This window comes from Gallaecimonas pentaromativorans (assembly GCF_003751625.1).
In the GTDB taxonomy this organism is placed as follows: domain Bacteria; phylum Pseudomonadota; class Gammaproteobacteria; order Enterobacterales; family Gallaecimonadaceae; genus Gallaecimonas; species Gallaecimonas pentaromativorans.
Genome location: NZ_RJUL01000017.1, coordinates 1 through 25,214, shown reverse-complemented (window position 1 = coordinate 25,214; position 25,214 = coordinate 1). Strand labels below are relative to the sequence as shown.

Annotated in this window: 24 protein-coding genes; 14 read left to right on the top strand and 10 right to left on the bottom strand. The window is 57.6% G+C overall.

What is annotated here, in order from left to right:
* Position 1 precedes the first annotated feature (1 nt).
* The 6 genes from EDC28_RS19740 to nqrM all read left to right on the top strand — a co-directional run bounded on the left by EDC28_RS19740 (position 2) and on the right by nqrM (position 4,894).
* On the top strand, positions 2 to 1,204 hold the full coding sequence (locus EDC28_RS19740) for an NADH:ubiquinone reductase (Na(+)-transporting) subunit B (protein WP_050660244.1): 1,203 nt from the start codon (positions 2 to 4) through the stop codon (positions 1,202 to 1,204).
* Complete coding sequence (locus EDC28_RS19735) at positions 1,197 to 1,997, top strand: Na(+)-translocating NADH-quinone reductase subunit C (RefSeq protein ID WP_050660245.1); 801 nt, start codon at positions 1,197 to 1,199, stop codon at positions 1,995 to 1,997. The genes EDC28_RS19740 and EDC28_RS19735 overlap by 8 nt, the downstream gene beginning before the upstream one ends.
* Entirely contained in the window at positions 1,990 to 2,622 is a 633-nt protein-coding gene (locus EDC28_RS19730) for an NADH:ubiquinone reductase (Na(+)-transporting) subunit D (RefSeq protein WP_050660246.1), read from the top strand. Before EDC28_RS19735 ends, EDC28_RS19730 begins: the two co-directional genes overlap by 8 nt.
* Before the next feature lie 5 nt (positions 2,623 to 2,627).
* Positions 2,628 to 3,224 (top strand): NADH:ubiquinone reductase (Na(+)-transporting) subunit E, encoded by a 597-nt coding sequence (gene nqrE, locus EDC28_RS19725; RefSeq protein WP_050660247.1) that lies wholly within the window; start codon positions 2,628 to 2,630, stop codon positions 3,222 to 3,224.
* A 39-nt stretch (positions 3,225 to 3,263) separates the two neighbouring features.
* A complete protein-coding gene (gene nqrF, locus EDC28_RS19720; protein WP_050660248.1) occupies positions 3,264 to 4,487 on the top strand; it encodes an NADH:ubiquinone reductase (Na(+)-transporting) subunit F in 1,224 nt (407 codons plus the stop codon).
* Between the two features lie 173 nt (positions 4,488 to 4,660).
* A complete protein-coding gene (nqrM, locus tag EDC28_RS19715) occupies positions 4,661 to 4,894 on the top strand; it encodes a (Na+)-NQR maturation NqrM (protein ID WP_083445973.1) in 234 nt (77 codons plus the stop codon).
* A gap of 13 nt (positions 4,895 to 4,907) precedes the next feature.
* Here nqrM and EDC28_RS19710 read toward each other — a convergent pair whose 3' ends face one another.
* Entirely contained in the window at positions 4,908 to 5,186 is a 279-nt protein-coding gene (locus tag EDC28_RS19710; RefSeq protein WP_123422725.1) for a hypothetical protein, read from the bottom strand.
* A gap of 70 nt (positions 5,187 to 5,256) precedes the next feature.
* Between EDC28_RS19710 and EDC28_RS19705 the strand changes: the two genes are divergently transcribed.
* Both EDC28_RS19705 and EDC28_RS19700 read left to right on the top strand, forming a co-directional pair.
* Positions 5,257 to 6,048, top strand: coding sequence for a helix-turn-helix domain-containing protein (locus EDC28_RS19705; RefSeq protein WP_123422724.1), 792 nt, complete (start codon positions 5,257 to 5,259; stop codon positions 6,046 to 6,048).
* Between the two features lie 88 nt (positions 6,049 to 6,136).
* Entirely contained in the window at positions 6,137 to 7,360 is a 1,224-nt protein-coding gene (locus EDC28_RS19700) for an alkaline phosphatase family protein (protein WP_123422723.1), read from the top strand.
* A 111-nt stretch (positions 7,361 to 7,471) separates the two neighbouring features.
* Here EDC28_RS19700 and EDC28_RS19695 read toward each other — a convergent pair whose 3' ends face one another.
* Positions 7,472 to 10,657 carry a TonB-dependent receptor gene (locus EDC28_RS19695; RefSeq protein WP_123422722.1) on the bottom strand — a complete coding sequence of 1,062 codons (3,186 nt, stop codon included), beginning with the start codon at positions 10,655 to 10,657 and terminating at the stop codon, positions 7,472 to 7,474.
* 275 nt (positions 10,658 to 10,932) lie between these two features.
* Between EDC28_RS19695 and EDC28_RS19690 the strand changes: the two genes are divergently transcribed.
* Entirely contained in the window at positions 10,933 to 11,979 is a 1,047-nt protein-coding gene (locus EDC28_RS19690; protein WP_123422721.1) for an endonuclease/exonuclease/phosphatase family protein, read from the top strand.
* Positions 11,980 to 12,006: 27 nt separating this feature from the next.
* Here the strand turns inward: EDC28_RS19690 and EDC28_RS19685 are convergent, their stop codons facing one another.
* Positions 12,007 to 12,369, bottom strand: a complete 363-nt coding sequence (locus tag EDC28_RS19685; protein ID WP_050660255.1) for a DUF4168 domain-containing protein — start codon at positions 12,367 to 12,369, stop codon at positions 12,007 to 12,009.
* Positions 12,370 to 12,545: 176 nt separating this feature from the next.
* Here EDC28_RS19685 and EDC28_RS19680 point away from each other — a divergent pair, with 176 nt between their 5' ends.
* The 3 genes from EDC28_RS19680 to ycaO are packed head-to-tail and all read left to right on the top strand — an operon-like array spanning position 12,546 to position 17,093.
* Positions 12,546 to 13,991, top strand: a complete 1,446-nt coding sequence (locus EDC28_RS19680) for an ATP-binding protein (protein WP_148049883.1) — start codon at positions 12,546 to 12,548, stop codon at positions 13,989 to 13,991.
* Entirely contained in the window at positions 13,991 to 15,316 is a 1,326-nt protein-coding gene (locus EDC28_RS19675) for a sigma-54-dependent transcriptional regulator (RefSeq protein ID WP_123422719.1), read from the top strand. The genes EDC28_RS19680 and EDC28_RS19675 overlap by 1 nt, the downstream gene beginning before the upstream one ends.
* A 52-nt stretch (positions 15,317 to 15,368) precedes the next feature.
* On the top strand, positions 15,369 to 17,093 hold the full coding sequence (ycaO, locus tag EDC28_RS19670) for a 30S ribosomal protein S12 methylthiotransferase accessory factor YcaO (protein ID WP_050660258.1): 1,725 nt from the start codon (positions 15,369 to 15,371) through the stop codon (positions 17,091 to 17,093).
* 30 nt (positions 17,094 to 17,123) lie between these two features.
* Here ycaO and EDC28_RS19665 read toward each other — a convergent pair whose 3' ends face one another.
* Complete coding sequence (locus EDC28_RS19665) at positions 17,124 to 17,897, bottom strand: hypothetical protein (protein ID WP_123422718.1); 774 nt, start codon at positions 17,895 to 17,897, stop codon at positions 17,124 to 17,126.
* A 119-nt stretch (positions 17,898 to 18,016) separates the two neighbouring features.
* A complete protein-coding gene (locus EDC28_RS19660) occupies positions 18,017 to 18,469 on the bottom strand; it encodes a YaiI/YqxD family protein (protein ID WP_050660260.1) in 453 nt (150 codons plus the stop codon).
* Between the two features lie 273 nt (positions 18,470 to 18,742).
* Here EDC28_RS19660 and EDC28_RS19655 point away from each other — a divergent pair, with 273 nt between their 5' ends.
* On the top strand, positions 18,743 to 20,368 hold the full coding sequence (locus tag EDC28_RS19655; RefSeq protein ID WP_123422717.1) for a phosphoethanolamine transferase: 1,626 nt from the start codon (positions 18,743 to 18,745) through the stop codon (positions 20,366 to 20,368).
* A 53-nt stretch (positions 20,369 to 20,421) separates the two neighbouring features.
* On the opposite strand, the gene EDC28_RS19650 is transcribed toward EDC28_RS19655, so the two are convergent.
* Entirely contained in the window at positions 20,422 to 20,991 is a 570-nt protein-coding gene (locus tag EDC28_RS19650; RefSeq protein ID WP_050660262.1) for an NADPH-dependent FMN reductase, read from the bottom strand.
* Positions 20,992 to 21,075: 84 nt separating this feature from the next.
* Positions 21,076 to 21,852, bottom strand: a complete 777-nt coding sequence (locus EDC28_RS19645; protein WP_050660263.1) for a preprotein translocase subunit SecD family protein — start codon at positions 21,850 to 21,852, stop codon at positions 21,076 to 21,078.
* 146 nt (positions 21,853 to 21,998) lie between these two features.
* Between EDC28_RS19645 and EDC28_RS19640 the strand changes: the two genes are divergently transcribed.
* The gene (locus EDC28_RS19640) at positions 21,999 to 22,976 is read left to right on the top strand and encodes a glutathione S-transferase family protein (RefSeq protein ID WP_050660264.1); all 978 of its coding nucleotides are present in this window, start codon (positions 21,999 to 22,001) and stop codon (positions 22,974 to 22,976) included.
* Between the two features lie 28 nt (positions 22,977 to 23,004).
* On the opposite strand, the gene EDC28_RS19635 is transcribed toward EDC28_RS19640, so the two are convergent.
* The 3 genes from EDC28_RS19635 to EDC28_RS20370 all read right to left on the bottom strand — a co-directional run.
* Positions 23,005 to 24,366, bottom strand: a complete 1,362-nt coding sequence (locus EDC28_RS19635) for a TrkH family potassium uptake protein (protein WP_123422716.1) — start codon at positions 24,364 to 24,366, stop codon at positions 23,005 to 23,007.
* On the bottom strand, positions 24,363 to 25,013 hold the full coding sequence (locus EDC28_RS19630) for a potassium channel family protein (RefSeq protein WP_050660266.1): 651 nt from the start codon (positions 25,011 to 25,013) through the stop codon (positions 24,363 to 24,365). The genes EDC28_RS19635 and EDC28_RS19630 overlap by 4 nt, the downstream gene beginning before the upstream one ends.
* Positions 25,014 to 25,120: 107 nt before the next feature.
* Positions 25,121 to 25,214: hypothetical protein (locus tag EDC28_RS20370; protein WP_244946620.1), on the bottom strand; the 94-nt coding region annotated here is incomplete at its 5' end.

Below are 25,214 nucleotides of genomic sequence, written 5' to 3'. Positions count from 1 at the left end.
CATGGGCCTGAAAAACTTCTTGGAAAAAATCGAGCCGCAGTTTGAAAAAGGCGGCAAATATGAAAAGTGGTATGCGCTTTATGAAGCGGCAGCGACCATTTTTTATACCCCTGGTCAGGTAAACCGCGGCCAAACCCATGTACGTGATGCCATCGATCTCAAGCGCATCATGATCCTGGTTTGGCTGTCTGTATTCCCGGCCATGTTCTACGGCATGTACAACATCGGTCACCAGGCGCAACACGCCCTGGCTGCCGGTTATCACCTGGCCGACGTTTGGCAGGTGGGTCTGTTCCACGCTCTGGGCGGCTCGCTGAGCGCCGACTCCGGCTGGGCCAGCATGATGTGGTACGGCGCCTGCTTCTACATCCCGGTTTATGCCACCGTCTTCATCGTTGGCGGCTTCTGGGAAGTGCTGTTTGCCTCTATCCGTAAACACGAGATCAACGAAGGCTTCTTCGTTACCTCCATCCTGTTTGCGCTGATCCTGCCGCCCACCATTCCGTTGTGGCAAGCGGCTCTGGGCATCAGCTTCGGTGTGGTGCTGGCCAAGGAAATCTTCGGCGGTACTGGCCGTAACTTCCTGAACCCAGCTCTGGCCGGCCGTGCCTTCTTGTTCTTCGCTTACCCGGCCTACATGTCCGGTGACAGCGTCTGGACCGCCGTTGACGGTTTCTCCGGTGCAACCTACCTGAGCCAGGCCGCTGCCGGCCAGCTGCAGTATGTGCTGGACAACAACTGGTGGGATGCCTTCTACGGCAACATCCAAGGCTCCATGGGCGAAACCTCCACTCTGGCCATCTTGATTGGCGGCCTGGCCCTTATCTTCCTGCGCATTGCCTCCTGGCGCATCGTGCTGGGTACCTTTGTGGGCATGGTGGTGATGTCTCTGGTGTTCAACGCCATCGGTTCCGATACCAACAACATGTTTGCCATGCCTTGGTACTGGCACCTGGTGCTGGGCGGTTTTGCCTTCGGCATGATGTTCATGGCCACCGACCCTGTCTCTGCCTCCTTTACCAACAACGGTAAGTGGGCTTACGGCGCGCTGATCGGTGTCATGGTAGTGCTTATCCGTGTGGTCAACCCGGCCTTCCCTGAAGGCATGATGCTGGCCATTCTGTTTGCCAACCTCTTCGCCCCCCTGTTTGACCACTTTGTTGTTCAGGCCAACATCAAGCGGAGGCTCGCTCGTAATGTCTAAAAACAACGAAAGCATCGGCAAGACTATCGGTGTTGTTCTGGCCATCAGCCTGGTTTGCTCGGTGGTGGTTTCTGGCGCCGCTGTGGCCCTGAAGCCGACCCAGGAGCAAAACAAGCGCCTGGATAACCAGCGCCATATCCTCGACGCCGCCGGCCTGCTCAAGCCCGGCATGTCTGCTAAGGAAGTGCGTGCTGCCTATGCCGCTCATATCGAGCCGCGTATCGTCGAGCTCAAGACCGGCAAGTTCGTTAAAGAAGTGGACGGCCAAGACGCTGCCCATTTTGACCAGCGCAAAGCCTCCAAAGATCCCAAGCTCAACACCGAAGTGCCTGCTGACGAGGACGTTGCGTCCATCAAGCGTCGCTCCAACTACGCCTCCGTCTACCTTGCCAAGGATGACGCCGGCCAGGTGACTTCCGTGGTTGTGCCGGTTCACGGCAACGGCCTGTGGTCCATGATGTACGCCTACGTTGCGGTGAAAACCGATGGTGACACCATTTCTGGTTTGACTTACTACGAGCAGGGTGAAACCCCCGGACTCGGCGGTGAGGTAGAAAACCCGGTATGGCGCGCCAAGTGGGTTGGCAAAGAGATCTACGGCAAAGATGGCAAGCCTGCCATCAAGGTTGTCAAAGGTGGCGCAGCCCCCGGTGACAAGCACGGTATCGATGCCCTGTCCGGTGCCACCCTGACCAGTAACGGTGTTCAACACACCTTTACCTACTGGATGGGTGACAACGGCTTTGGTCCCTTCCTGACCAACGTCCGCAACGGAGAATTGAACAATGGCTAACAGCAAAGAAATTAAAAAGGTTCTGCTGGGGCCGCTGCTCGCCAACAACCCCATCGCCCTTCAGGTGCTGGGTATCTGTTCGGCGCTGGCGGTTACCGGCCGTATGGATAAAGCCTTTGTTATGGGTATCGCCCTGACACTGGTTACCGGCTTTTCCAACCTGTTTATCTCGCTCATTCGCAACCACATTCCCAACAGCGTGCGGATCATCGTGCAGATGGCCATCATTGCGTCCTTGGTTATCGTGGTTGACCAGGTGCTGCGTGCCTATGCCTATGGCTTGTCCAAGGAACTGTCGGTATTCGTTGGTCTTATCATCACCAACTGTATCGTGATGGGTCGCGCCGAAGCCTACGCCATGAAGAGCCCGCCGTTGATGTCCTTCCTGGACGGTATCGGTAACGGCCTGGGTTACAGCGCCATGCTGCTGACCGTCGGCTTTATCCGTGAGCTGCTAGGTTCCGGCACCGTGTTCGGTTTTGAAGTGCTGCCGCTGATTAAGAACGGTGGTTGGTATCAGCCCAACGGTCTGTTGCTGCTGCCCCCCAGCGCCTTCTTCATCATCGGCGGTATCATCTGGGCCCTGCGCACTTTCCGCCCCGAGCAAGTAGAACCTAAGGAGTAATCGCTGTGGAACATTACATCAGCCTTTTGGTTCGCTCGATTTTCATCGAGAACATGGCGCTGTCCTTCTTCCTGGGTATGTGTACCTTCCTGGCGGTGTCCAAGAAGATCTCCACTGCCATGGGCCTGGGCATTGCCGTTACCGTGGTTCTGACCATCTCTGTACCGGTCAACCAACTGGTAACCCATTACATCCTGGCTCCCGATGCCCTGGTTAAGGGTATGGATCTGAGCTTCCTGAGCTTTATTACCTGGATTGGTGTTATTGCGGCCATCGTTCAGATCCTGGAGATGATCCTGGATAAGTTCTTCCCGGTCCTCTACAACGCCCTGGGTATCTTCCTGCCGCTCATCACCGTTAACTGCGCGATCTTCGGTGCCGTGTCCTTCATGGCCCTGCGTGAATACACCTTCGGCGAGTCCGTGGTGTTCGGTTTCGGTTCTGGTGTGGGCTGGATGCTGGCTATCGTGCTGCTGGCGGGTATCCGCGAGAAGCTCAAGTATGCCGATATGCCTGAAGCCGTGCGTGGCCTGGGCAGCGTGTTTATCACCGCTGGTCTGATGGCGCTGGGCTTTATGTCTTTCTCAGGGGTTCAGTTGTAAGCGCGGCTTTGCCGCGCCCAAAACGCAAAGGATAAGTCGATGGAAATCATTCTCGGCGTTGGTATGTTCACCGTGATCATCATGGTACTGGTAGCCATCATCCTGGTTGCCCGTGCCAAGCTGGTTAGCAGCGGTGACGTGACCATTACCATTAATAACGATCCGGAAAAGGCCATTACCGTGCCTGCCGGTGGCAAACTGCTGGGCGCCTTGGCCTCCAGCGGTATCTTCGTGTCCTCCGCCTGTGGCGGCGGCGGTTCCTGTGGCCAGTGCCGCGTAACGGTGAACGATGGCGGCGGCGATATTCTGCCGACCGAGCTGTCGCACATCTCCAAGCGCGAAGCCAAAGAAGGCTGCCGACTGTCTTGCCAGGTTGCCGTGAAGCAGGACATGAACATTGAAGTGCCCGAAGAGATCTTTGGTGTGAAGCAGTGGGAATGCACTGTTATCTCCAACGACAACAAGGCGACCTTCATCAAGGAATTCAAACTGGCTATCCCGGAAGGCGAATCCGTGCCGTTCCGCGCCGGTGGTTATATCCAGATCGAGGCGCCGCCGCACCACATCAAGTACAGCGACTTTGATGTGCCGGCAGAATACCGTCCTGACTGGGAGCGCTTTGGCTTCTTCAAACTTGAGTCCAAGGTTGACGACACCACCATCCGCGCTTACTCCATGGCCAACTATCCGGACGAGAAAGGCATCATCATGCTGAACGTCCGTATCGCCACGCCGCCGCCGAACAACCTGAGCCTGCCTTGCGGCAAGATGTCTTCGTTCATCTGGTCCTGCAAGCCTGGCGACAAGGTTACTATCTCCGGTCCCTTCGGTGAATTCTTCGCCAAAGATACCGAGGCCGAGATGGTGTTCATTGGTGGTGGTGCCGGTATGGCGCCGATGCGTAGCCACATTTTCGACCAGCTGCGTCGTCTGAAATCCAAGCGTAAAATCACCTTCTGGTACGGTGCCCGTTCCAAGCGTGAAATGTTCTACGTTGAAGATTTCGACATGCTTCAGGAAGAGAACGACAACTTCAACTGGCACGTGGCCCTGTCTGATCCTCAGCCCGAGGACAACTGGGATGGCTACACCGGCTTCATCCATAACGTGGTTTATGAAAACCACCTCAAGGATCACCCGGCGCCGGAAGATTGCGAGTTCTACATGTGTGGACCGCCGATCATGAACGCCTCCGTCATCAAAATGCTCAAAGACTTGGGCGTTGAAGACGAGAACATCCTGCTGGACGACTTCGGTGGCTAACCGCGTCTGAGCACGATGTAACGTCCAAAATGGCTGGCCTGGTGGCTGGCCATTTTCTTTGGTGGCGCAAATTACGGCGAGATGAACGGGGTATTTTTAGCCACCAAAACTGACAAGGGCGGCCAGGAGCGGTAAACTGTCGCCCTCAAAGCCAATCCGGTAAAGAGGCACTGATGATTGTTGTTTATACATTCGGCCTGTTTCTGCTGGTGATCCTGGCCATGGCGGTCGGGTACATCTTCCAGAAGAAGACCATCTCCGGCTCCTGTGGCGGTATTAGCGGCCTGGGTATGAAAAAAGCCTGTGATTGCCCGGACCCTTGCGACAAACGCAAGGCGCGCATGGCCAAAGATGAAGCCAAGCGCAAGGCCAAGGAAGCGGTCTGGAACGAGAACCGTATCCTGTAAAAAAAAGCCCGCATCATGCGGGCTTTTCTGTGGGGGCCTGGCGCAGCCTGTTGATACAGGCAGATAAAATTTCATCCCGTATTCCCAGCACCTCAAAAAAGCCCAGGGCATCCAGGGCCGGCAGCAATTCCTGGGTATCTTTTTCGGCCTGGCGACGGGCTTTTTTGCTCAAGTCGTTTTTCATCAGTAACCTCGCATTATGCAAAAAGGCGCCAACGGTACCCTTGCGTACGGTGACATCGGCAATGGTCAGCTTGTCTTGGTCATCTGGCAGTACTTGTTCCGGTTTCATGGCTTCCCTCCTTTGTGGTGATACGTTAGCCTTGAAAGGCTTTTGCCCATTATCGATAGGTTGCCAATAAATGTTGCAGATTGGCCAAGATGTCACGGTGCTGGAGATCGCCAATTACCTTGGCGATAACGCCCTGGAGTCGATGCAGGATGTGCGCATCAAAATCCTCCATGACGACCGCAGCAAGGGCATGGCCTGGCACGCTCACGAAGAAGCGCAGCTGATGTGGGTAACCAGCGGCTGCGCCAGTATGGAAACCTCCGCCGGGCGCTGGCTGGTGCCTGCCGGGCGTATGGGCTGGTTCCCGGGGCGTGAACCTCACCGGGGTCGGATGATAACGCCGGTCACCGGCTTTAGCCTCTATCTGCGTTGTAACTGGCTCGACTACCCGACGGTCTTTGAAGGCTCCGAGCTTTGCCAGGCGCTGCTCAAATCCCTGACGCAAAAGGTGCCGAGCGATGTCAGCCAGCGGCGTCTTGCGGCCCTTGGCGATGAAATCAAGGCGGCCAAGCCGCTGTCGGTTGGCCTGCCGCTGCCCTATTCGGAACGCCTTAAAGCCCTTTGCGAAACCATTGCCACGAGCCCTGCTTTGGCGCCCCCTCTTGAGCTGGCGGCAACCCAGGTTGCGTTATCGCGGCGCAGCTTTTCCCGGCACTTCAAGCAGCAGACCGGCCTGAGTTACGGCCAGTGGCTGCAGCTGGCCCGTATCCATCACAGCCTAGTGCTGCTGGGGGAGGGGGGCAGGGTGAGCGACGCCGCCCTGGCGGTGGGCTACGACACCGTCAGCGCCTTTTGCCAGGTGTTCCGGCAGGTCATGGGGCAAAGCCCTGGCCGCTGGCAGAACCTCAACCAGACGGTTTGACCCATATCCGCGCCTCTTGGCGTTTATTCCTTGGCTTGTCATTCAGGCCTGATAGAAAGACTCTTTGGCTAACAGGATGTATTGCAACATGAATAAACTTTCCCTGAGCTTACTGGCCCTGGCGATGCTAGGGGGCTGTCAGAGTGTGCCGGCCAGCAAACAAACCCCTGCGGCCGAGCAGCAAAGCGTGGTGATGATCTCCCTCGATGGCTTTCGCTGGGACTACATTGAAAAGCACGGCGCGCCCAACCTGGCTGCCATGGCGGCTGATGGCGTCCGCGCCGAGCAAATGCGCCCGGCTTATCCTACCAAAACCTTCCCCAACCACCTGACCCTGGTCACCGGGCTTTACCCGACTCACCACGGTATCGTTGATAACCATTTTTGCGACAAGCAGCGCCAGGAGTGCTATTCCCTTGGCGACGGCGGCAAGGACAGTACCTGGCTTAAAGGCATTCCCCTTTGGAACCTGGCCGAGCTTAATGGCCTGAAGTCTGCCACTTATTTCTGGCCCGAGTCGGACGCCCTTATCGGCGGCATGACCCCCAACTATTACTACCACTACTCGAAGCAGGCCGATTACGAGGAGCGCATTAACCAGATAGTCGACTGGCTGAAGCTGCCCGCCGACCAGCGCCCGCAGTTTGTGGCGGGTTATTTCTCACTGGTGGACACCATGGGCCATCGTTTTGGGCCTGATGCGGCGCAAACCCGGGATGCGGTGAAAAAGGTGGATGCCTTGATAGGTGAGCTTCGTGCCCGTTTGAAAAGTGAAGTGAGCCAGCCGGTGAACCTTATCGTGGTCTCGGACCACGGCATGTCGACGGTTGATCTCGATAAGGCCATTGATTATCGCAAGTTGCCCATCAGCGAAGATTTCAAGGTGGTCAATGCCAGTACCCGGCTGATGCTGTACGCCAAGCCCGGCGTCGATGCCATGGCCATCGCCCGGCAAAAGCAAAAGCTGCTGGGTGATGCGCGCTATCAGTTGCTGTCAAAAGCCGATCTGGCCGAGCGCCATTACACCGACAGCCCCCGTATCGCCGATATTATCCTGGAGACCCAGGCGCCGTTGGTGTTTACCGATAAAGACAAGAAAGACTTTCACGGCATCGGCGGCAATCATGGTTACACCTACACCAAGGATATGGGCGCCCTCTTTGTGGCCGAGGGCCCAGCCTTTAAAAAGGGGATGATGCTGCCGGCTTTTGATAATGTCGATGTTTACCCCACCGTTGCCAAGATCCTCGGGATAAAGCTGTTATCTAAGGTGGATGGTGATGGCCAGGGTATTGCCCCAGGCCTCAATTAACTCCGTACCTATAATCGAAAAACACCGCCAATTGGCGGTGTTTTTTATATGTTTCAGCCATAAAAAAGCCAGCCCGAAGGCTGGCTTTTGCTGTATCGGTACAGGCCTTTATTAGAAGGTGTACTTGATACCGGCTTTGATGCGCCAGGTGGATTCTTCGGCTTCGAAGGTATCCCAGTTGCCGCCGTTATAACCAGAGTTCGGTGCATCGTACTTGTAGCGGCCTTGGCTATCCAGGCCAGCGAAGTCGATGAAGGTCACATCGGTGTACTGCATGGTCTTCACTTGTCCCCAATCCTTGTTGAGCAGGTTAGCCAGGTTCTGGATGGTGAAGTAGAAGATACCTTTCTGACCCTTGGCAAAGCCGGGAACCTCTTGCTGGAATTGGAAGTCCAGGGTGGTTACCCAGGGGCTGGTGCCGGTACCTTTGCCAACGAAGCCACTGCCTACGCCAGCATTAGCGGCGTACTGCATGATTTGCTCATAAGAGAGCGAACTCTCTGGGCTCAGTGCTGGGTCGTTCGGGCCAGTCGGGATATACGGCAGGTAGCTACCAGCATTGTAGAAGCTGCTGTTATCACCTAAGTCACCGTCTTTATACATACCCATGGTGTAGCTGTAATGGGTACCAGAGCGGCGCTGGAAGAACAGGTTAAAGCGAGAAGCGTAGCCTTGGAAGAACTCGTGGGTATAACCCAGAGTCACTTTAAAGCTGTGCTCAACTTCGTAGTCAGCAGTGCCGATCTCTTCCATGTTGCGATCTTTAACGATGTTGTACTGATAGTTAGAGGTCGCAGTAGAAGAGGTACCGGGGTTACCTTCGTCGATGTTTTGGTGGGTATAAGAGGTGTACAGGCTGACACCGCTATCCCAGTCTTTTTGCAGGCTGGTGCTGATGATCCAGGCCTTGCCGTCCTTGTTCTCGTTGGTCAGCTGCAGATCGTAGTGATCGCTGGCTGCAGTAGAGTCACAAGGCTCGTAGATGTTAACGCCAGCGGCGGTTTGGCCGGATACGCAGCGGGAAATGTCTTTCCAGGCGCTGTTATCGGTCATCCACTTACGCATCACTTCAAAGTGCCAGTTGAAGTCATTGCCTACGGACGGAATATCGAAGCGATAGTCGGTTGCAATGCGGGCAACCCAGTCAGAGGGCAGTTTGTAGTTGGGGTCGATGCTGTTGGTAGAACCATCGCCAGCGTGCATGGCGTCGGTTACCGCAGTCGGGATGTTGGTCAGGGTAACGTTGTCCAGGTACTGGTCCGGAGTCACTTCATTACGATCAAACTGCACCAGGGTGTAGCCGTCGTTAGAGAAGGAGTTGGACAGCCAAACGTTGGGGCGGCCACCGGTAAAGCGGCCAACACCACCGTTTACGGTCAGGTCGTCGGTTGCGTACCAGGTCAGAGACACGCGGGGCAGCCAGATATCCAGGCCATCCAGGTTTTCCTGGTTGGAGTAGCCGTAACGGTCATAGAAGTTCTGGTTAAAGGTTGGCTTATCGCTTACGAAGTAACGCTCGTAACGCATACCCAAACCCAGTTCCCATTTATCGGAGAGGTACCAGGTATCTTGCACATAGGCATTACCCATACCCAGGCTGAAGTCGGCGGCAGCGTCATTCGGGTTGTTGGTGTAGGCGTTTTCGTAATAGAAACTGTCTGCTTGTTGGTTCAAGAAGGCATCAATACCACCACCATTTTTGGAGGTACCGAAGGTATAAGAACCCAGAGAGTTTCGAACAAAGATATTGAATACGTCCAGTTTCTGGTACTCGCCACCAAACTTCAGCTGATGGTCGCCAACGCTGTAGTTGAACTTGGCACCCAGTTTGTAGGTTTTGTTGTTCAGCTCGTTGGCGTGGCGGTTGTAGTCAGGACCGAAGTTCAAATCCGCACCAATGGTCTTTGTCGGATCATTCGGATCCGGCACAAGGGTTTTGATGGTGATATCACCGTAAGCCTTGGTTTTCAGGCCGGAGATAGAGTCAACTTTCTTGTAGCTGGCGTAGATCTCACTGGAGAAGTCAGGCGTCCAATCTGCGTACCATTGCAGCTTGTAAACATCCATGTCCTGCTCGTAGTTATACCAGTTGGTATCCAACTGCAGGGTGGTGTCTTTGGTGGTCTGGTTGTTGATGACGTTGCCTTCGGTCTTGTTGTAAGTGAAGGCCAGACGGTGGTCGGCGTTAACGTTCCAGTCCAGTTTAATCAACCAGTTTTTGTTTTTGGTATCCGGAGCTGAATCCCAACCACCGATATCGATGCCGTAGACATCTTTGGCAATTTGGCTAACTTGCGCCAATTGCTCTTCAGTAAAGTTGGCTTCGTTGGCAGCACCAGAGCCTTTAGGGCCCCAGCTCACCTGAGACGGCTCGGTGGACTCTTCATAGGCACCAAAGAAGAACAGCTTGTCTTTGATGATGGGGCCACCCAGGGTCACGCTGTAAGTTTTGCGCTCAAAATCCAGGGGAACGTCTTTGCCGGTGTCCGGGTTCTCGGGAGTACCGGCGAGAGAATCGCTCATGTACTCATAACCAAGAGAGCCGTGGAATTCGTTGGTACCGGATTTGGTGACAGCGTTGATGTGGCCGCCGGTAAAGCCGCCTTCAGAGGCGTCAAAGGGGGCGACTTCAACGGCTACCTGCTCGATGGCATCGATGGAGATCGGCGAGCGCTGAGTCGGGTAACCGTTGTTGTTCAGACCGAAGTCATCGTTGATGGCTACGCCGTCAACAGTGATGGAGTTGTAACGGGGGTTGGAGCCCGCGAAGCTCATCGGAGCGGTGTCGCCCGGCAGCATGTTGGCGTAAGGGTTGTTACGGGCAACTTCTTTGAGGTCGCGGTTAAAAGTAGGCGCACCTTGGATATCATCTTCGCCAAAGACGCTGGAAGAGCCTTTGTTGGAGGTGATTTTCTGGCCGTAAACGGTCAGTTTTTCGGTGTCGTCACCTTCAGCTTTGAGCTGCTCGTTCAGGCGCAGGGTCTGACCCAGCTGCAGAAAAATACCGTCCTGCTGAACGTCTTGGAAGGTGTCAGAGTCAACCACAACCAGGTAAGGACCACCTACCCGCAGGCCGGTAGCACTGTAGGTACCATCGGCTTTGGTCATCACTTCAGTGACGGTGCCGGTGGGCTGGTGCATCAGGATGACTTTGGTGTTAGCGGCGGGTTGGCCTTGCGGGCCGGTGATGGTACCACGGATGGATGAGCTGGTGTCATCCGCGTAAGCCACGGAAGAAGCGCCCAGGGCAAGGCTCAGAGCCAGCGCCAGGCGACTTTTTACGAGTCCCTTGATCATGTCAGTATCCTGTGAAATGAAGGTTTAGAACACGTTTGCGTTGTTGTTGTCTGCTGCAGAAAAGTGCAACGGTTTCCGTTTGTACACGGAGTTTTTGACATTTTTATGTACAGTTGCCTTTTCGGGGAGCAACTGTAACAAAAGAGAAACGGAACTGTCATTAGCATGAATGGTCAAATTGCGATGTTGAGCGGTTCAGAGAAAACGTTGTCTTAGTGCTCTTTTGTCGTCATTTTCGCTAAACGTGCTGCTATTGTGAACGCAAAGGTGGTTATTTGCCCGGCCCGCTGTTAAGGATTGCAACTTTTAATGCCGCTTTAGAAGCATCGGCTTTTTGCAAAAAAAGTGATCAAGCTCTTGATCCTGAATCTCTGGCCAAAGCCATTGCCACCAAGCGCCACCCTCGGCTTCAACAGGTTGCCAATATCATCAAGGCCTTAAGGCCGGATATCCTGCTGCTAAACGAGTTTGATTGGATAGCCGAGCCGCGTTTGGGTATCGAGGCCTTTTGCCGCCATTACCTGGAAAGTGGGGCTAATCCGCTGCAATACCCCTGGTACTTTGTGGGCGAGTCCAACACCGGCCAGCCTATCCCCGGCTTTCCCGGCGAGCGCTTTGGCTTTGGTGCCTACCCAGGCCAATACGGCATGGCGCTGCTGAGCCGCTACCCCATCGAGCAAGCCCATTGCCGGACCTTTCAACACTTTCGCTGGGCTAAGATGCCGGGGGGTATGCGCCCGATGCTGGGAGAAGCCGACTTTTATCCGCAAAAACTGTGGGAAATGCTGCGATTGTCGTCAAAGTCCCATTGGGATCTGCGCGTAGATGTGCAAGGGAAACCACTGCATCTGCTGGCAAGTCACCCTACGCCGCCGGTGTTTGACGGGCCTGAAAAGGCCAACCAAAAACGCAACTTCGATGAAATTCGCTTCTGGGCTGACTACCTGTCGCCGGGGTTGGGGGATCACATTGAGGACGATAGCGGCGTCAAAGGCGGCTTGGTGGGCGAGGCGCCCTTTGTGGTGCTTGGCGATCTCAACGCCGACCCAGACCGTGGCGACAGCCACCCCGGCGCCATTGACCAACTGCTGAGTCATTCCCTTATCGACAGCCGCCACATTCCTATCAGCCAGGCTGGCCTTCGCCGTGGCCACGGCGCCATGACCGCCGATTGGGGGTTAAGGGCAGACTATGTGCTGCCGTCCAAAAGAGGCATTAAGGTGCGCGATAGCGGCGTGTACTGGCCTGAGGCTGGAGAGGGCGGGCGACAGGTGACGGTATCGGACCACCGCCCGGTGTGGCTGGATATCGAGCTGATATGAAAAACGCCGCGAATGCGGCGTTTGTCGTTACTGGATGTCGGCCACCCGTGAGCGCATGTTCGGGTCGGTCTGCACTGCCCTGGCAATAAGGTTGTAGTCCTCAACGCTAAGCCCCGCGTCTTTCACGGCTTCCACCATGTCTTGGTTGGCTTGCTGCTGAATTTGCTGGGCCTGGTCCGGGTTCTCGCTCTTGTTGAGCTTCTCCATGGCACTGTCACGGATGCTGGTAATGGACTTTTGTGCCGTCACAAACTGCTCGAGCTTGGCGTCACTGACATTCACTTGCTGCTGGGCCTTCGGGGCCGGGGTCTGCTGGGCAGCCATCACAGAAGCAGCCGGCAGGGCGGCCAGGGAAGCGGTCAGCATGGCGGTGAGAGTCAACTTACGCATAGTAATCTCCTGTTGGCTTAAATTCTCACTCTGACTAAGGCGAGAACCGTGCCAACCCGCTTAAAAAATCAATAGGTTGCTGTTTTGAATAAAGAAAGTTTGAACCCAAGCCAGCCTTTGCTGGCCTTTGGCGGCTACCCGGTGTGTCCTTATGTCACAGGGCAACGGGAGCGAGTGTGACAAAAAGATACAGCCTGACCTTAACCTGGCGGGTGCTATTGCTGATGTTCTTGCCATTGTGGTTACTAACCGGCGCCTCGGTGGGCATTGGCATGCATTACCTGGGCGACCAACAAACCCGCAAGTTAAAGGACGATCTCAAACTGGTGGCCAGGGCCATTCGGGCGCCCATTGGCGAAGCCATCAACCAGGGCGACATGGACACGGTGCGCCACACCCTGGATGCGGTGTTCAGCCTTGGCCAGATCTACGGCGCCGCCGTCTATGACCGTGAAGGCCAGCGCATCGCCGCCGCTGGCATAGCCAAGCGCGACAATCAAGACAACCCGCTGGCGCTGCATCTGGTGGAAACCGGCCGAGACCGTGACGCCTACCAGCGCCAAGCTGGGCGGCGGGTGTTCTCCCACTTTGTGCCAGTCACCGACACCAGCGGCCAAATCACCGGCCTGGTCGAGGTAACCCGCAAGGCCAGCGATTTCTCAGCGTATTTGGAGCGGCTAACCTACTGGGCCTGGTTGGCTTGGGCTGCCCTTGGCCTTTTAACCCTCACCATCGTGCTGTGGGGGTATCGCCAAACGGTGGGCCGTGAAGTCGGGCGCCTCACCCGGGTGATGGCGGCGGTAGGCGCCGGGCAGCGAGGGCTACGGGCGCCCATGAACGGTGCGCCGGAGTTTCAAACCATCGCTCTGGCCTTTAACCGCATGCTTGATGACATGGCCGGCGCCGAGCTGGCCCTTGCCGAGCACCGCGAGCAGGAAGCGCACCTTAGCCGCTCCCTTGAACGCCAGCAGCGCATGGCCACCTTAGGGCGCTTGGTCAGCGGCATTGCCCATGAGCTGGGGGCGCCCCTTAACGTTATTGATGGCAGGGCTCGCCGCTTGGCTCGTTTTGACGACGAACCTAAAGCTCAAAGAGAGCTGGCTGCCATTCGCAGCCAGGTCGGGCGCCTTACCCGCATCGTGCGCCAACTTCTCGATTTCAGCCGAAGCGGCGCCCAGTTTCGTCCCTTGCCACTCAAAGAGCTGTTAGAGGCGGCGCTCTTGTCGGTGGCCGAAGAGCAGCAAGGCGCCATGCCCAACGTTGAGCTGGATGTGCCCCAAAGCCAGCGGCTGCTGGCCGACGGCCCGCGCCTGGAGCTGGCCCTGGTAAACCTTATTCGCAATGCCTGCCAGGCCCCTTGCAACGAACTGGCTATCCGCTTTGAAGAGGACGAGCACCATTGGCAGCTCATCATCGAGGATGACGGTCCGGGCCTGCCGGCAGACACCGACCCGCAAACCCTGCTCGAGCCCTTTTTCACCACCAAACCCAAAGGGCAGGGCACCGGCCTTGGCCTTGCCATTGCCCAAAACGTGATGACCGACCACGGCGGCGAGCTGGCCTTGGCCGCCTCGGCGAAAGGCGGGCTGCGCCTGACCCTGCATTTTCCCAAGGAGTGCTGATGCAAATTTTGCTGGTAGAAGACGATTCGGCCCTGGCCGATCTGTTATGTGACGAACTGGAAGCCGAGGGCTACCAAGTCGCAGCCCTGGGTAGCGCCGAGGCAGCCAGCGACTGGCTTGATGGCAACAGCGCCGAACTGGTTATCTCCGATCTGCGCCTGCCCGGGCAAAGCGGCATGAGCCTGCTGCCCAAGGTCAAGGCCCAGCCCCAGGCCCCGGCAATGCTGCTAATTACCGCCTTTGGCACGGTCGACCAGGCGGTGCAGGCTCTTAAGGCCGGGGTCGATGATTTCCTCACCAAGCCTTTTGACATGGACCACTGCCTGCTCACCGTCAATCGCCTCCTTGAGCATCGCCAGCTTCGGGCCAAAGTGGCCGGCAGCGGTTTTCATGGCATGTTGGGCGAGAGCCCAGCCATGCAGCGGCTCTTTAAAAACATCGAGCAGGTGGCAAGGGCTGACGGCCCGGTGCTTATTCTCGGTGAAAGCGGCACCGGCAAAGAGTTGGTGGCAAGGGCCATTCACCGCCAGAGCCCACGCCGCCAGGCGCCTTTTTTAGCGGTCAACTGCGCCGGTATTCCCGGTGAGCTTTTAGAGAGCGAGTTTTTCGGCCACGCCGCTGGCGCCTACACCGGGGCCAGCAAGGCCCGCCAGGGGCTGCTGCGTGAAGCCGACGGCGGCACCTTGCTCCTGGATGAAATAGGCGAAATGCCCCCAGCCTTGCAGGCCAAGCTGCTGCGGGTTTTGCAAGAAGGCACTTTACGGCCGGTGGGCGCCGACAAAGAAGTGGCGGTGGATGTGCGCATCCTGGCTGCTACGCACCGCGACCTTGAACTGCGGGTGGCCCAGGGGGATTTCCGTGAGGATTTGTTCTACCGCCTGGAGACCTTCAGCCTTAAGGTGCCGCCCCTTCGGGAGCGGGGCGACGATATTGCGCTGCTGGCGCGCCACTTTCTTGGCCAGCAGCAAGCGGCCGGCAAAACCCGGGCCCAGCACCTCAGCCCTGCTGCCTGGCAGCGGCTTTTGGGGTACGACTTTCCCGGTAATGTTCGGGAGCTGCAAAATGCCATGGAGCGGGCGGCGGTGTTTTGTGAAGGCGAGGCTATTGCTCCGGCAGACTTACCCGCACGGCTGCAAGGCGCCGCAACGGGTGACGACCAAAGCCTCTTTGACAGCCTCGGCCAGGGGGCGTTGCCGCCCCTTTCCAAGGTGCAGCAGGATTACGTGCATTACGTGCTCGATAAGACCCAGGGCAACAAGGTGCAGGCCGCCGATATTTTAGGCGTGACCCGCCGCACTCTTTATCGCTGGCTGCAGGGCGAGTGACACAAACTCGTGCTAGACTCGCGGCCTTTGTGAATACCCGTTGAGAACCCCCATGGAAAAGACCTTTATTCCCGGTAAAGACGCGGCCCTGGAAGACTCCATTGCCCGTATCGGCGGCGCCATCGAGGCGCTGGGCTTTACCATCGAAGAAGCCCGCTGGTTAAACCCGGCCCCTTATATCTGGTCTGTGCACATCCGCGATAAGGACTGCCCCCAGGTGTTCTCCAACGGCAAAGGTGCCACCCGCGAGGCCTCTTTGGCGTCCGCCTATGGCGAGCTGATTGAGCGCCTGTCCACCCGCTATCTGTGGGCCGATTTTCGCTTAACTGGCGCCCTTAACGAATTTGGCCATGTGCACCAGAGCGACGAGCGTTGGTACGACGTGGACGGTGAGTGGCCCGAAGAACTCTTAGACGAGCATTGCCGCGCCATCTATGACCCGGAAGGCGATCTGGAGCTTTCCGACCTTATCGACCACAACGGCGGCGACTCCGGCAAAGGCGTCTGCGCCCTGCCTTATGTGCGCCAAAGCGACGGCCAAACCGTCTATGTGCCGGTCAACCTTATCGGCAACATCTTTGTGTCCAACGGCATGAGCGCCGGTAACACCCAGGCCGAGGCCCAGGTGCAGGGGCTGTCCGAGATTTTTGAGCGGGCCATCAAAAACCGCATCATCGTCGAAGACATCGCCCTGCCGCTGGTGCCGCAAAGCGTGCTGGACCGCTACCCCCACATCGACGCTGGCATCAAGGCCCTGCAAGCCGAAGGCTTTGGTATCCGCGCTCTGGACGCCTCCCTGGGCGGCCGCTACCCGGTGATGTGCGTGGTGTTGCAGCATCCCAAAGACGGCGGCGTTTACGCCTCCTTCGGTGCCCACCCCAAATTTGGCGTGGCGCTGGAGCGGGCCCTGACCGAACTCCTGCAAGGCCGCGCCCTGGACGAGCTGGAAGGCTTCCCGGCTCCCACCACCGACATGGAGCAGGTCACCGACCCGCACAACCTGGAGCTGCACTTTATCGACAGTTCCGGCTATGTGGGCTGGGGCTTTTTGTCCGACAAGCCCGACGTAGAGTTTGCCGACTGGGACGACCAGCACGACAACGCCTTCGAGCGCCAGGCGCTGATCGATCTGCTCCACGAAGAAGGCCACCAGGTTTATATCAGCGAGCACACCGCCCTTGGCGCCTATGCCTGCCGCATCCTGGTGCCGGGTTTCTCCGACATCTACCCGGCCGACGAGCTGGTGTGGCACAACAACAACCAGGCTCTCGATTTTCGCCCGGTGCTGTTCGATTTGAACGGCGCCACCGAGGAAGACCATCGCGAGCTATTAGAAGCTCTCGACCAATACTCCGTTAATGACCAGCTGCGGGTACTGGAATGGGCTGGCATCGTTGGCGACAAGGGCACCCCTTGGGCGCGCCTGCGTATCGGCGAGCTGCGCCTGTGGCTGCTGCTGGCACTTGGCGAGCAAGAAGAAGCCTACGAGCAACTGGGCTCGGTGCTGGCCTCCGGCCACCTCACCGACGACGAGCGCCAATTGTACCGCGCCATTTTCGCGGTGCTGGAACTGACCGTGGAAGGTAAAGACCTGAGCGATTTCGAACCCAGCCTGGTGAACTACTTCGGCGCCGACAAACTGGCCCTGGCCAAGGGCCTGGTGGCTGGCACTGAGCGCTTCCCTGAGCTTGGCAAGCTGGACCCTGACACTCCTACCCAGGGCCATCGCCGCCTGATGGAGGCGTACGCCAAGGTCCTTAGAGGCCAGCTGCGCTGATACCAAAAAGCCGCCCTCAGGGCGGCTTTTTTAATGGGGGCTGGCGTTAAAGCTGATGCTGGGCACTGCCTCGCCTTTTCGCCTTAGCCGGCAGAAGGTGAGGTCGCCACCGTGGGGCTGCCACTTGAGCCGGAAGTAATTGAGCTTATGGCGCTGGGTGGGGTCTTTTTCCTGGTTGGTGAGGCGCAGCCGGTAGCTGCGATCGTTAAGCTGCTGGTGGCTCAGCTTAATGCCGCTTTCCTGCACCGCCACCCAGTCGGTGTCGTGAAAGGGGTGTGGGCTCTTGATACCCCGGCCCACCAGCGGGGTTAGCGCCAGCAATATTTCGTCCAGGGCCTTTAAGGTCACGTCTTGTTTGAGTACCACTTCGCTGCCCACCTGAATAAGGGCATCGAGTTTATGGCTAAAGCCTTGCAGCGCCTCGAAATACCAATTGGCCATAGACATCGGCGCCCGCGATTCTCCCTGCTCAGCTAAATCCAAACGCAGTTGGGCGCTTGGCCCCAGCATAAAGCTAAAGCCCAGTTCGCTCATTGCCTCCCGTGGCTCGGCATGGGGCTTGTCCGATAAGGCCAGCAGCTTGCTGTAGTGGTAGGAAATGGGGTCGATACAGTTATGCGGCCATTGGGGCGTGGTGGGGTGGAACTGCTGGTGGTAGTGGCTCATCAGCCAGCCAAGGGCTTGCCAGTAGCGCGGCGCAATAATGGGGTAGCGGTGATAAAGGGCATTAGCGCTGACCGGCGCCATGGTAGCGACAGAACCGTAGCGGCCCTGTTTGACCAGAAGGGTATCTGCTTTTGGCATCCTTCACTCCCAAGGTCTTAGAGGCGGTGTTGCTTGGGGCTGGCCTGGCCATGGCCCCATTACCTCACTATGCCCTGCGGGCGGCTTTTTGACCAGCGGCGCCACGCCTTGGGGTTGGGTTAGGGTTTAGCTTGCTGTTGAAGGTAGCGGTCCAGGGCGTTGGCAAAGTCCTGGCGGTCGCTCTGGCTGATGGGCGGCGGCCCGCCGGTTTGAATGCCGCTGGCACGCAAGGTGTCCATAAAATCGCGCATGTTAAGGCGCTGGCGGATGGTGTCGTCGCGGTACAGCTCGCCGCGCGGGTTAAGAGCCTGGGCGCCTTTTTCCATGACTTCGGCGGCCAGTGGGATGTCGGCGGTGACCACCAAATCGCCTTTTTGCACCTCGGCGGCGATATGGTTGTCGGCAATATCAAAGCCCTTGGGCACGGTGATGCTGCGCACCCACTTGCCGGGCGGCACCGCCAATGACTGGTTGGCAACCAGGATTACCTGCGTTTGGGTGCGCTCGGCGGCGCGAAAAAGAATGTCCTTGATAACCCGGGGGCAGGCGTCGGCGTCAACCCAGATGGTCATGGCAGCTCTCGTTGGCAAAACGCCATTCTACCTTTTGCTCCGGCGCTTGGGGGCAGAAGTTACGCGGTGGCTTAAATCCGCACTCGGCCGCTGCCTGTTAAGGCTTCGATAAGCTAGGCCCCTTATAAAAAGGGCTCTTTTAGCGTGTCTTTTTTCCGGCGAATTTTTGCTGCCGCAAAAACTTAAATTTTCCTTAAATTTTGCAAAGTGCTTTTTAAGAAGCGCTTAAGTTGACTGGCATAGCCTTGGCTTGGTTTTTTCAGGGGTCTTGCCATGTTCCGTAAATCGCTCACCTGGGCGGTGCTGTCTGCACTGCTTATCGTTATTGTTGGTAACTTGGTGCTGTACGGCAAAATTGCCGCGCTGCCCATTCCCATTGCCGAGCGGATCGACATGGGCCTGGTGGTGTCCTGGCTGGTTACCGGCGTCATCACGCTGCTGCTGATGCTTTTTACCTTCAAACCCCTGTTTAAACCTGTGGTGTCGGTGCTGTTTTTCATCACTTCCATGGCCACCTATTTCACCTGGAGCTACGGCATTGGTATCGACCAGGACATGATCCGTAACGTCATGGAAACCGATACCGCCGAAGTCTCCGATCTGGTCAGCCCCGCCCTTATTGGTGTGATCCTGGCGGTGGTGGCGCTGCTGGTGTTGTTCTGGCGCTTGCCCCTGACCTACCCCAAAGGCCTGCGCGGCCTGGGTGTACGCGGCATCTGGCTGGTGGCAGCGTTGGTGGCAACGGTTGCCGTGCCCTGGATGCAATATGACCTGCTGGCCGGTACTGTGCGTAACTACCGCGAGCTGCGTCATGACGTCAGCCCCGCCAACTGGATGGTGGGTACCAGCAAGTACGTAGCCAGCCTGACCCGCGCACCGCTCAAGCATCAGCAACTGGGCCTGGATGCCACCCTGGAAAAACCGGTGCGGCCACGGCTGGTCGTGATGGTGGTGGGGGAAACCGCCCGCGCTGATGATTTTGGCCTCAATGGCTCTCGGAACGATACCACCCCTGAACTGGCCAAGGCCGGTGTCGTGAACTTTCCCAAGCTGACGTCCTGCGGCACCGCCACCGCCATCTCCGTGCCTTGTATGTTCTCTTATGAAAACCAGAGCAATTTTGACGTAGAGAAATCCAAATACAGTGACAACGTGCTGGATATCCTGGCTCGAGCCGGGGTCGATGTGGTCTGGCGCGACAACAACTCCGGCTGTAAGGATGTCTGTACCCGGGTGAGCTACCAAACGGTGGAGAGCCTGGAGCAACCCGGCAACTGCAACAAAGAGTGCTTTGATATGGGGCTGCTTTATCAGCTCGACAAAGTGCTACCGCCTAAGCCTCGTGACGTGCTCATTGTGCTGCACATGATGGGCAGCCATGGCCCGGCCTATTACAAGCGTTATCCGCCGGAATTTGAGCGTTTCAAGCCCGTTTGCAAAAGTAACGAGCCTAAGGATTGTAGCCAGGAAGCGCTCACTAATACCTACGACAACTCTATTCTCTACTCCGACCATGTGCTGGCGCAGTTGATTGGCTTTTTGAAAACCGTCAAAGGCTATGACACCGGCATGCTGTACCTGTCTGACCACGGCGAGTCCCTTGGCGAATACGGCATCTACCTGCACGGCGCGCCGCGCTGGATGGCGCCGCCCCAGCAGACCCATATTCCCGGTATCACCTGGCTATCCGCCGGCCTGCAGCAGCAACTGGGAGTGGACGAACAGTGCCTGCAAAAACGGGCCGACATGCCCCACTCCCAGGACGATATCTTCCACTCCTTGCTGGGGATCATGGGCGTAAAAACCAAGCTTTACCAAAACGCCAATGACTGGTACAGCAGCTGCCCCGGCTTGCAACTGGCGGGAACGTCGCAACAACAAAAACCGCTGGAACAGTAAAATAAGAGACAAAAAAGGGCTCACCGAGGTGAGCCCTTTTTTATGGCTGAAATTCAGGCCTTGCTGCGCGCCACAAAGTGGGAAAGCTGGCCAGCCAACATCTCTTTGAAGGGGCCCGCTTTAAGGCTGCCGTCGGCATCAAAGGCCTCGTGGCCGGCGGGGATGGCCAGTTGGTCAGGCATCACCAGCACGCCGATATTACCCAGCAGCATCCGCAGCATCACCAGGCCACGAAGGCCGCCAAGGCCACCCGGGCTGGTGGCCAGCAACTGCGCGGTCTTGCCGTGAAAGGCGACAAGGCCGGGCACGGCACCGTCGGGGCGGGACATCCAGTCGATGGTGTTTTTCAGCAAAGGACTGAAGGCCGAGTTGTATTCGGGGGAGGCGATACAAAAGCCGTCATGGCCAGCAAAAAGGTCGCGCAGCGCCTTGGCATTGGCCGGGATCCCGTCAGTGGCTTCCAAGTCGCCGTCATAAAGAGGCATGGGGTAGTCTGCGAGGTCTACCAGGGTAACGTCGGCGCCATGCTGGTCAGCGACTTTGGCGGCATAGGCGGCGAGCTTTTTATTGAGAGAGTCTTTCCTGGCGGAACCGGCCAGGAACACGAGCTTGGGTCTAGTCATGGGAAATCCTTATTGCGAGCGTGGTTTGGGAGTGACTGGCCTCAGTGTTATCAACTGAGCGCGGCGCCGCAACGACCCGGCCGTTTAATTGCAGAGTTTCAGTGTTTCGGTATGGTCGACGCTACCGACCCACAGCCAGGCAACCACCAGCAATAGCGCACTTTTAAGTAGGTCGGCGCCGGTGGCGGTGAGCCAGCAGTACATCAGGGCGTCATCGAAGGTGGCGAGAAAATGTAGCTTGATAAGGAGCGCCAGGCTGATGGCAAAGGCGCCCCAAAGGCGGCTGGCGGGTATCAGGAATAGGGCGGCGGCCAGCAGATCCCAGACCCCGGCCAGGGCGGCGACGCCTTTCGAGCCAAGCAAGGTGTCCAGCCAGCGGGTGAGCGGCGAGCTTTGTACCAGCATCGCCAAATCTGTGGCCTGAGCCTGGGTAAAATTCATGGCGCCAAGCCAGACAAACACCAGCGCCAGCCCCGCCATGCCCAGCCATTTGCTTTGCTGGCGATAGCCCAGCAGCCAAAGGGGCAGGGCGCATACCGCCAGTTGTTTGATAAGGGTTTGCCCGGCACCGATGGCGGGAAAGCCGCCGCTACTTTGCATCCACACCGGGTAGCAAAAGAGTGCCAGCATCGGCGCGGCTAGCACCAGCAACAACGGCCAAAGTGCCTGGCGGTATCGCGGGGTAAGCAGCCAGATGGCCAGCAGCAGTTGTAGCCCGGCCCAGCCCATAGGCAGCCAGTCAGGGAACATCAATGGCCCCCTGGTCATCAGGAAATTAAGGTTCATGCCCTTGGACATCAGGGTAGAGAGCCCCTGCCAGGTCAGAAACAGCACCAGTACTGCTCGAATAAGTAACGCCATCGCTCACCTTCCACTTCAGCCCCTTGTAAGACCTTGCCGCAGGCGGCTTTCTTTCAGTTAAGCGAAGGGATTTGTTCGTTTTTTTAAAGTGGCGTCTAAGCTTGTGCTGTGTTGCCATTGGGGCAGATAAAGAATGGAGGTGAGTGATGGGAGTTCTGGTCAACGGCCAATGGCAGGACAAGTGGTACGACACCCAAAAAAGCGGTGGCGAGTTCAAGCGTGAAGCGGCGCAGCTGCGTAACTGGGTAACCGCAGACGGCAGCCCCGGCCCCAGCGGTGACGGCGGCTTTGCTGCCGAAAGTGGCCGCTATCATCTGTATGTGTCCCTGGCCTGCCCCTGGGCCCACCGCACCCTGATTTTTCGCAAGTTAAAGGGCCTTGAGAGCCATATTCCGGTGTCGGTGGTGAGCTACCTGATGCTCGAAGACGGCTGGACTTTTGATAAAGATACCGGCTCCAGCGGCGATGCGCTCTTTGACCAATCCTTCCTGCACCAGCTCTACACCCGCAACAAGGCCGACTACTCGGGGCGGGTAACGGTGCCGGTGTTGTGGGACACCCACAGCAACCGCATCGTCTCCAATGAATCGGCGGAAATTATCCGCATGTTCAACAGCGCCTTTAACGAACTGACCGGTAACGAGCGTGATTTCTACCCCGAGGCCCTGGCCGGGGAGATAGACGACATCAACGCCATTGTTTACGACAACATCAATAACGGCGTTTACAAGGCCGGTTTTGCCACCAGTCAAGAGGCCTACGAAGCGGCCTATGACAATGTCTTTGCCACCCTCGACGCGTTGGAAGACCGCCTGGCGCGCCAGCGCTACCTGGTGGGCAAGCACCTGACCGAGGCGGACTGGCGGCTCTTTACCAGCCTTATCCGTTTTGACGCGGTCTACCACGGCCACTTTAAGTGCAACCGCCAAAAGCTCAGCGAATTCCCGCACCTGTTTGAGTACGTTAAAGAGCTCTACCAGTACCCCGGCATCAGCGAGACCGTGGATTTCACCCACATCAAGGGGCACTACTACGGCTCGCACCGCACCATCAACCCCACAGCTGTGGTGCCCAAGGGGCCGGATCTTGACTGGCTCATACCCCATCAGCGCGAAGGGGTATGAAAAAGCCCGGCTTAGCCGGGCTTTTTTGTCAGCCGATGGCCACCGGCTCCTCGGCATAGCGCACCCGGTGCACTCTCGGGGTGGCCAGCAAAAAACCCAGGGTCAGAGGGCCAACCCGGCCCAGGAACATCATCACCATGATCACCGCTTTACCCGTGGCGCTGAGCTCAGGGGTAATGCCTCGGGTCAGCCCCACTGTGCCAAAGGCCGACACCACCTCGAAGCACAGGTCTAAAAAGGGTTTGTCGTGGTCGCTGATGGCCAGCACAAACACCGCCAGGAAGATAAGCATCAGGCTTAGCAGGGTGACTGCCAACGCTTTAAACACCGATACCGCCGGCACTGCCCGGTTCAAAAGCTTGGTTTGGGGGCGGCGCAGCAAAAAGGCGCGGGTGGCGGCCAGCAATACCGCAAAGGTGGTGACCTTAATACCGGAGGCGGTTGAGCCGGGGCCGGCGCCAATCAGCATCAGCAGCAAAAACAGCATCACCGCAGCCGGGGTCATGGCGCTCATGTCGATGGTGTTAAAGCCGGCGGTGCGGGCGGTAACCGATTGAAACCAGGCTGCCCATAGCTTGCCGCCGGTGCTTAGGTGCCCAAGGGTGGCGGGGTTGTGCCACTCAATCAGTAAAAAGAGCGCCATGCCCCCCAGCGCCAGCATCAAGGTGCCCAGCAGCATCACCCGCGAGTGCAGGCTCAGGCGGTTGTAGCTGCGCTTTTGCGCCAGTTCCGACACCACCGCAAAGCCGATGCCGCCGGTCATGAACAAGGCGGTGATAATGAGGTTCACCGGGCCCGAGTCTACATACTGGCTGAGGCTGTCGGACGACAGCGCAAAACCGGCGTTGTTAAAGGCCGAAATGGTGTAGAAGAGCGCATGCCACAGGCCCTTGTGCCAGCCCATCTGCGGCACCCAGCACAGCGCCAGCAGCACAATGCCAAGGCCTTCGGCTATCAGTACGAACCTGGCTAGGTGGCGCACCAACCGCATCACGTCACTTAGCTGGGTTTGGTTGAGGCTTTCCTTGACCAAAAACTGGTGGCTGAACGAGACCCGCCCGGCGAGCAAAAGCAGTACCAGCACTCCAAAGGTCATAAACCCCAGGCCGCCAAGCTGGATAAGCAGCAGCAATATCCCTTGGCCCAGATAGGTAAAGTGGGTAGCGGTATCCACCACTCCAAGGCCGGTCACGGTAACCGCCGAGGTGGCGGTAAAGAGCGCATCCCCCACCGACAGTGGCCCAACCCGCGACCAGGGCAACAGCAGCAGCGCTGCCCCCAACAGGATCAGCACGAAAAAACCGCCGGCCAGCACCATCGGCGGGCTGGCGGCCAGGCTCTTCTGGTTTTGCCATTGCCGTGGGCGAATGGTCTGGTGCCACTGTTTCATAGGGTTTTCGACAAGGCTTGCAGGGCGGGCAGTTTACCCAGCAGCACCAGGATGTCGCCTTTGGCAAGGGCCAGCGAATCGGGCGGCGTTTTTATGAGATCGGTGCCGCGCTTATGGGCCACCAGCGCCACCTCGTTGTCGTTCAAGGCCAAGTCAGCCACGGTTTTATCGTCCAACGCTTCTGAGGCTTCCACTTCGACGATAAAGCTCTCGTTGCCAAGGGCGATGTAATCCTGCACCGCCGGGTAGTTCAGGCTCTGGGCTACCCGCAGGCCCATTTCATACTCGGGGTGGACTATCCGGTCGGCCCCCAGCTTGGCAACAATTTTATGGTGCGCCGGGTTCAGGGCCTTTACCCACACTTGCTTAACCTTGAGGGTTTTTAAATGCAGGGTGCAAAGAATGGAGGATTGGATGTCTTCGCCGATGGCTACCACTACCGCGTCGCAGTGGCCAAGGCCCAGCTCGGCTAGGGCGCTTTCGTCGGTGGCATCGACTACCAATGCCTGGGTAAGCTGCGGTGCGAGCTGGTTGACGACCTTTTGATCGCTGTCCAGGCCCAGTACTTCGTGGCCCTGGCGCATGAGTTCAAGGGCGATGGTCTGGCCAAATTGGCCCAAGCCGATAACGGCAAACTGACGGTGCATAGACTTCCCTGACGCTTTCAATTTGAGGCCCATTATGCCCAATATTGTGATGGGCCTGAACCTTGCAGTTAACGGCGGGTTCAAGGCAGGGCGCTAAATAACTGATCCTAATTGTGCTCCACCTTGCGGATACCATGACCACTGCCAGGAAAGGGTGAAACGGTCTCCATGAAGTGACGAACCCTGCCCAATAATTGCCAC

Excerpts from the sequence above, each read along its gene's own strand:
- EDC28_RS19740 (WP_050660244.1), top strand. The coding sequence starts at position 2 with ATGGGCCTGAAAAACTTCTTGGAAAAAATCGAGCCGCAGTTTGAAAAA.
- EDC28_RS19735 (WP_050660245.1), top strand. The coding sequence starts at position 1,197 with ATGTCTAAAAACAACGAAAGCATCGGCAAGACTATCGGTGTTGTTCTG.
- EDC28_RS19730 (WP_050660246.1), top strand. The coding sequence starts at position 1,990 with ATGGCTAACAGCAAAGAAATTAAAAAGGTTCTGCTGGGGCCGCTGCTC.
- nqrF (WP_050660248.1), top strand. The coding sequence starts at position 3,264 with ATGGAAATCATTCTCGGCGTTGGTATGTTCACCGTGATCATCATGGTA.
- nqrM (WP_083445973.1), top strand. The coding sequence starts at position 4,661 with ATGATTGTTGTTTATACATTCGGCCTGTTTCTGCTGGTGATCCTGGCC.
- EDC28_RS19710 (WP_123422725.1), bottom strand. The coding sequence starts at position 5,186 with ATGAAACCGGAACAAGTACTGCCAGATGACCAAGACAAGCTGACCATT.
- EDC28_RS19705 (WP_123422724.1), top strand. The coding sequence starts at position 5,257 with ATGTTGCAGATTGGCCAAGATGTCACGGTGCTGGAGATCGCCAATTAC.
- EDC28_RS19700 (WP_123422723.1), top strand. The coding sequence starts at position 6,137 with ATGAATAAACTTTCCCTGAGCTTACTGGCCCTGGCGATGCTAGGGGGC.
- EDC28_RS19695 (WP_123422722.1), bottom strand. The coding sequence starts at position 10,657 with ATGATCAAGGGACTCGTAAAAAGTCGCCTGGCGCTGGCTCTGAGCCTT.
- EDC28_RS19685 (WP_050660255.1), bottom strand. The coding sequence starts at position 12,369 with ATGCGTAAGTTGACTCTCACCGCCATGCTGACCGCTTCCCTGGCCGCC.
- EDC28_RS19675 (WP_123422719.1), top strand. The coding sequence starts at position 13,991 with ATGCAAATTTTGCTGGTAGAAGACGATTCGGCCCTGGCCGATCTGTTA.
- ycaO (WP_050660258.1), top strand. The coding sequence starts at position 15,369 with ATGGAAAAGACCTTTATTCCCGGTAAAGACGCGGCCCTGGAAGACTCC.
- EDC28_RS19665 (WP_123422718.1), bottom strand. The coding sequence starts at position 17,897 with ATGCCAAAAGCAGATACCCTTCTGGTCAAACAGGGCCGCTACGGTTCT.
- EDC28_RS19660 (WP_050660260.1), bottom strand. The coding sequence starts at position 18,469 with ATGACCATCTGGGTTGACGCCGACGCCTGCCCCCGGGTTATCAAGGAC.
- EDC28_RS19655 (WP_123422717.1), top strand. The coding sequence starts at position 18,743 with ATGTTCCGTAAATCGCTCACCTGGGCGGTGCTGTCTGCACTGCTTATC.
- EDC28_RS19650 (WP_050660262.1), bottom strand. The coding sequence starts at position 20,991 with ATGACTAGACCCAAGCTCGTGTTCCTGGCCGGTTCCGCCAGGAAAGAC.
- EDC28_RS19645 (WP_050660263.1), bottom strand. The coding sequence starts at position 21,852 with ATGGCGTTACTTATTCGAGCAGTACTGGTGCTGTTTCTGACCTGGCAG.
- EDC28_RS19640 (WP_050660264.1), top strand. The coding sequence starts at position 21,999 with ATGGGAGTTCTGGTCAACGGCCAATGGCAGGACAAGTGGTACGACACC.
- EDC28_RS19635 (WP_123422716.1), bottom strand. The coding sequence starts at position 24,366 with ATGAAACAGTGGCACCAGACCATTCGCCCACGGCAATGGCAAAACCAG.
- EDC28_RS19630 (WP_050660266.1), bottom strand. The coding sequence starts at position 25,013 with ATGCACCGTCAGTTTGCCGTTATCGGCTTGGGCCAATTTGGCCAGACC.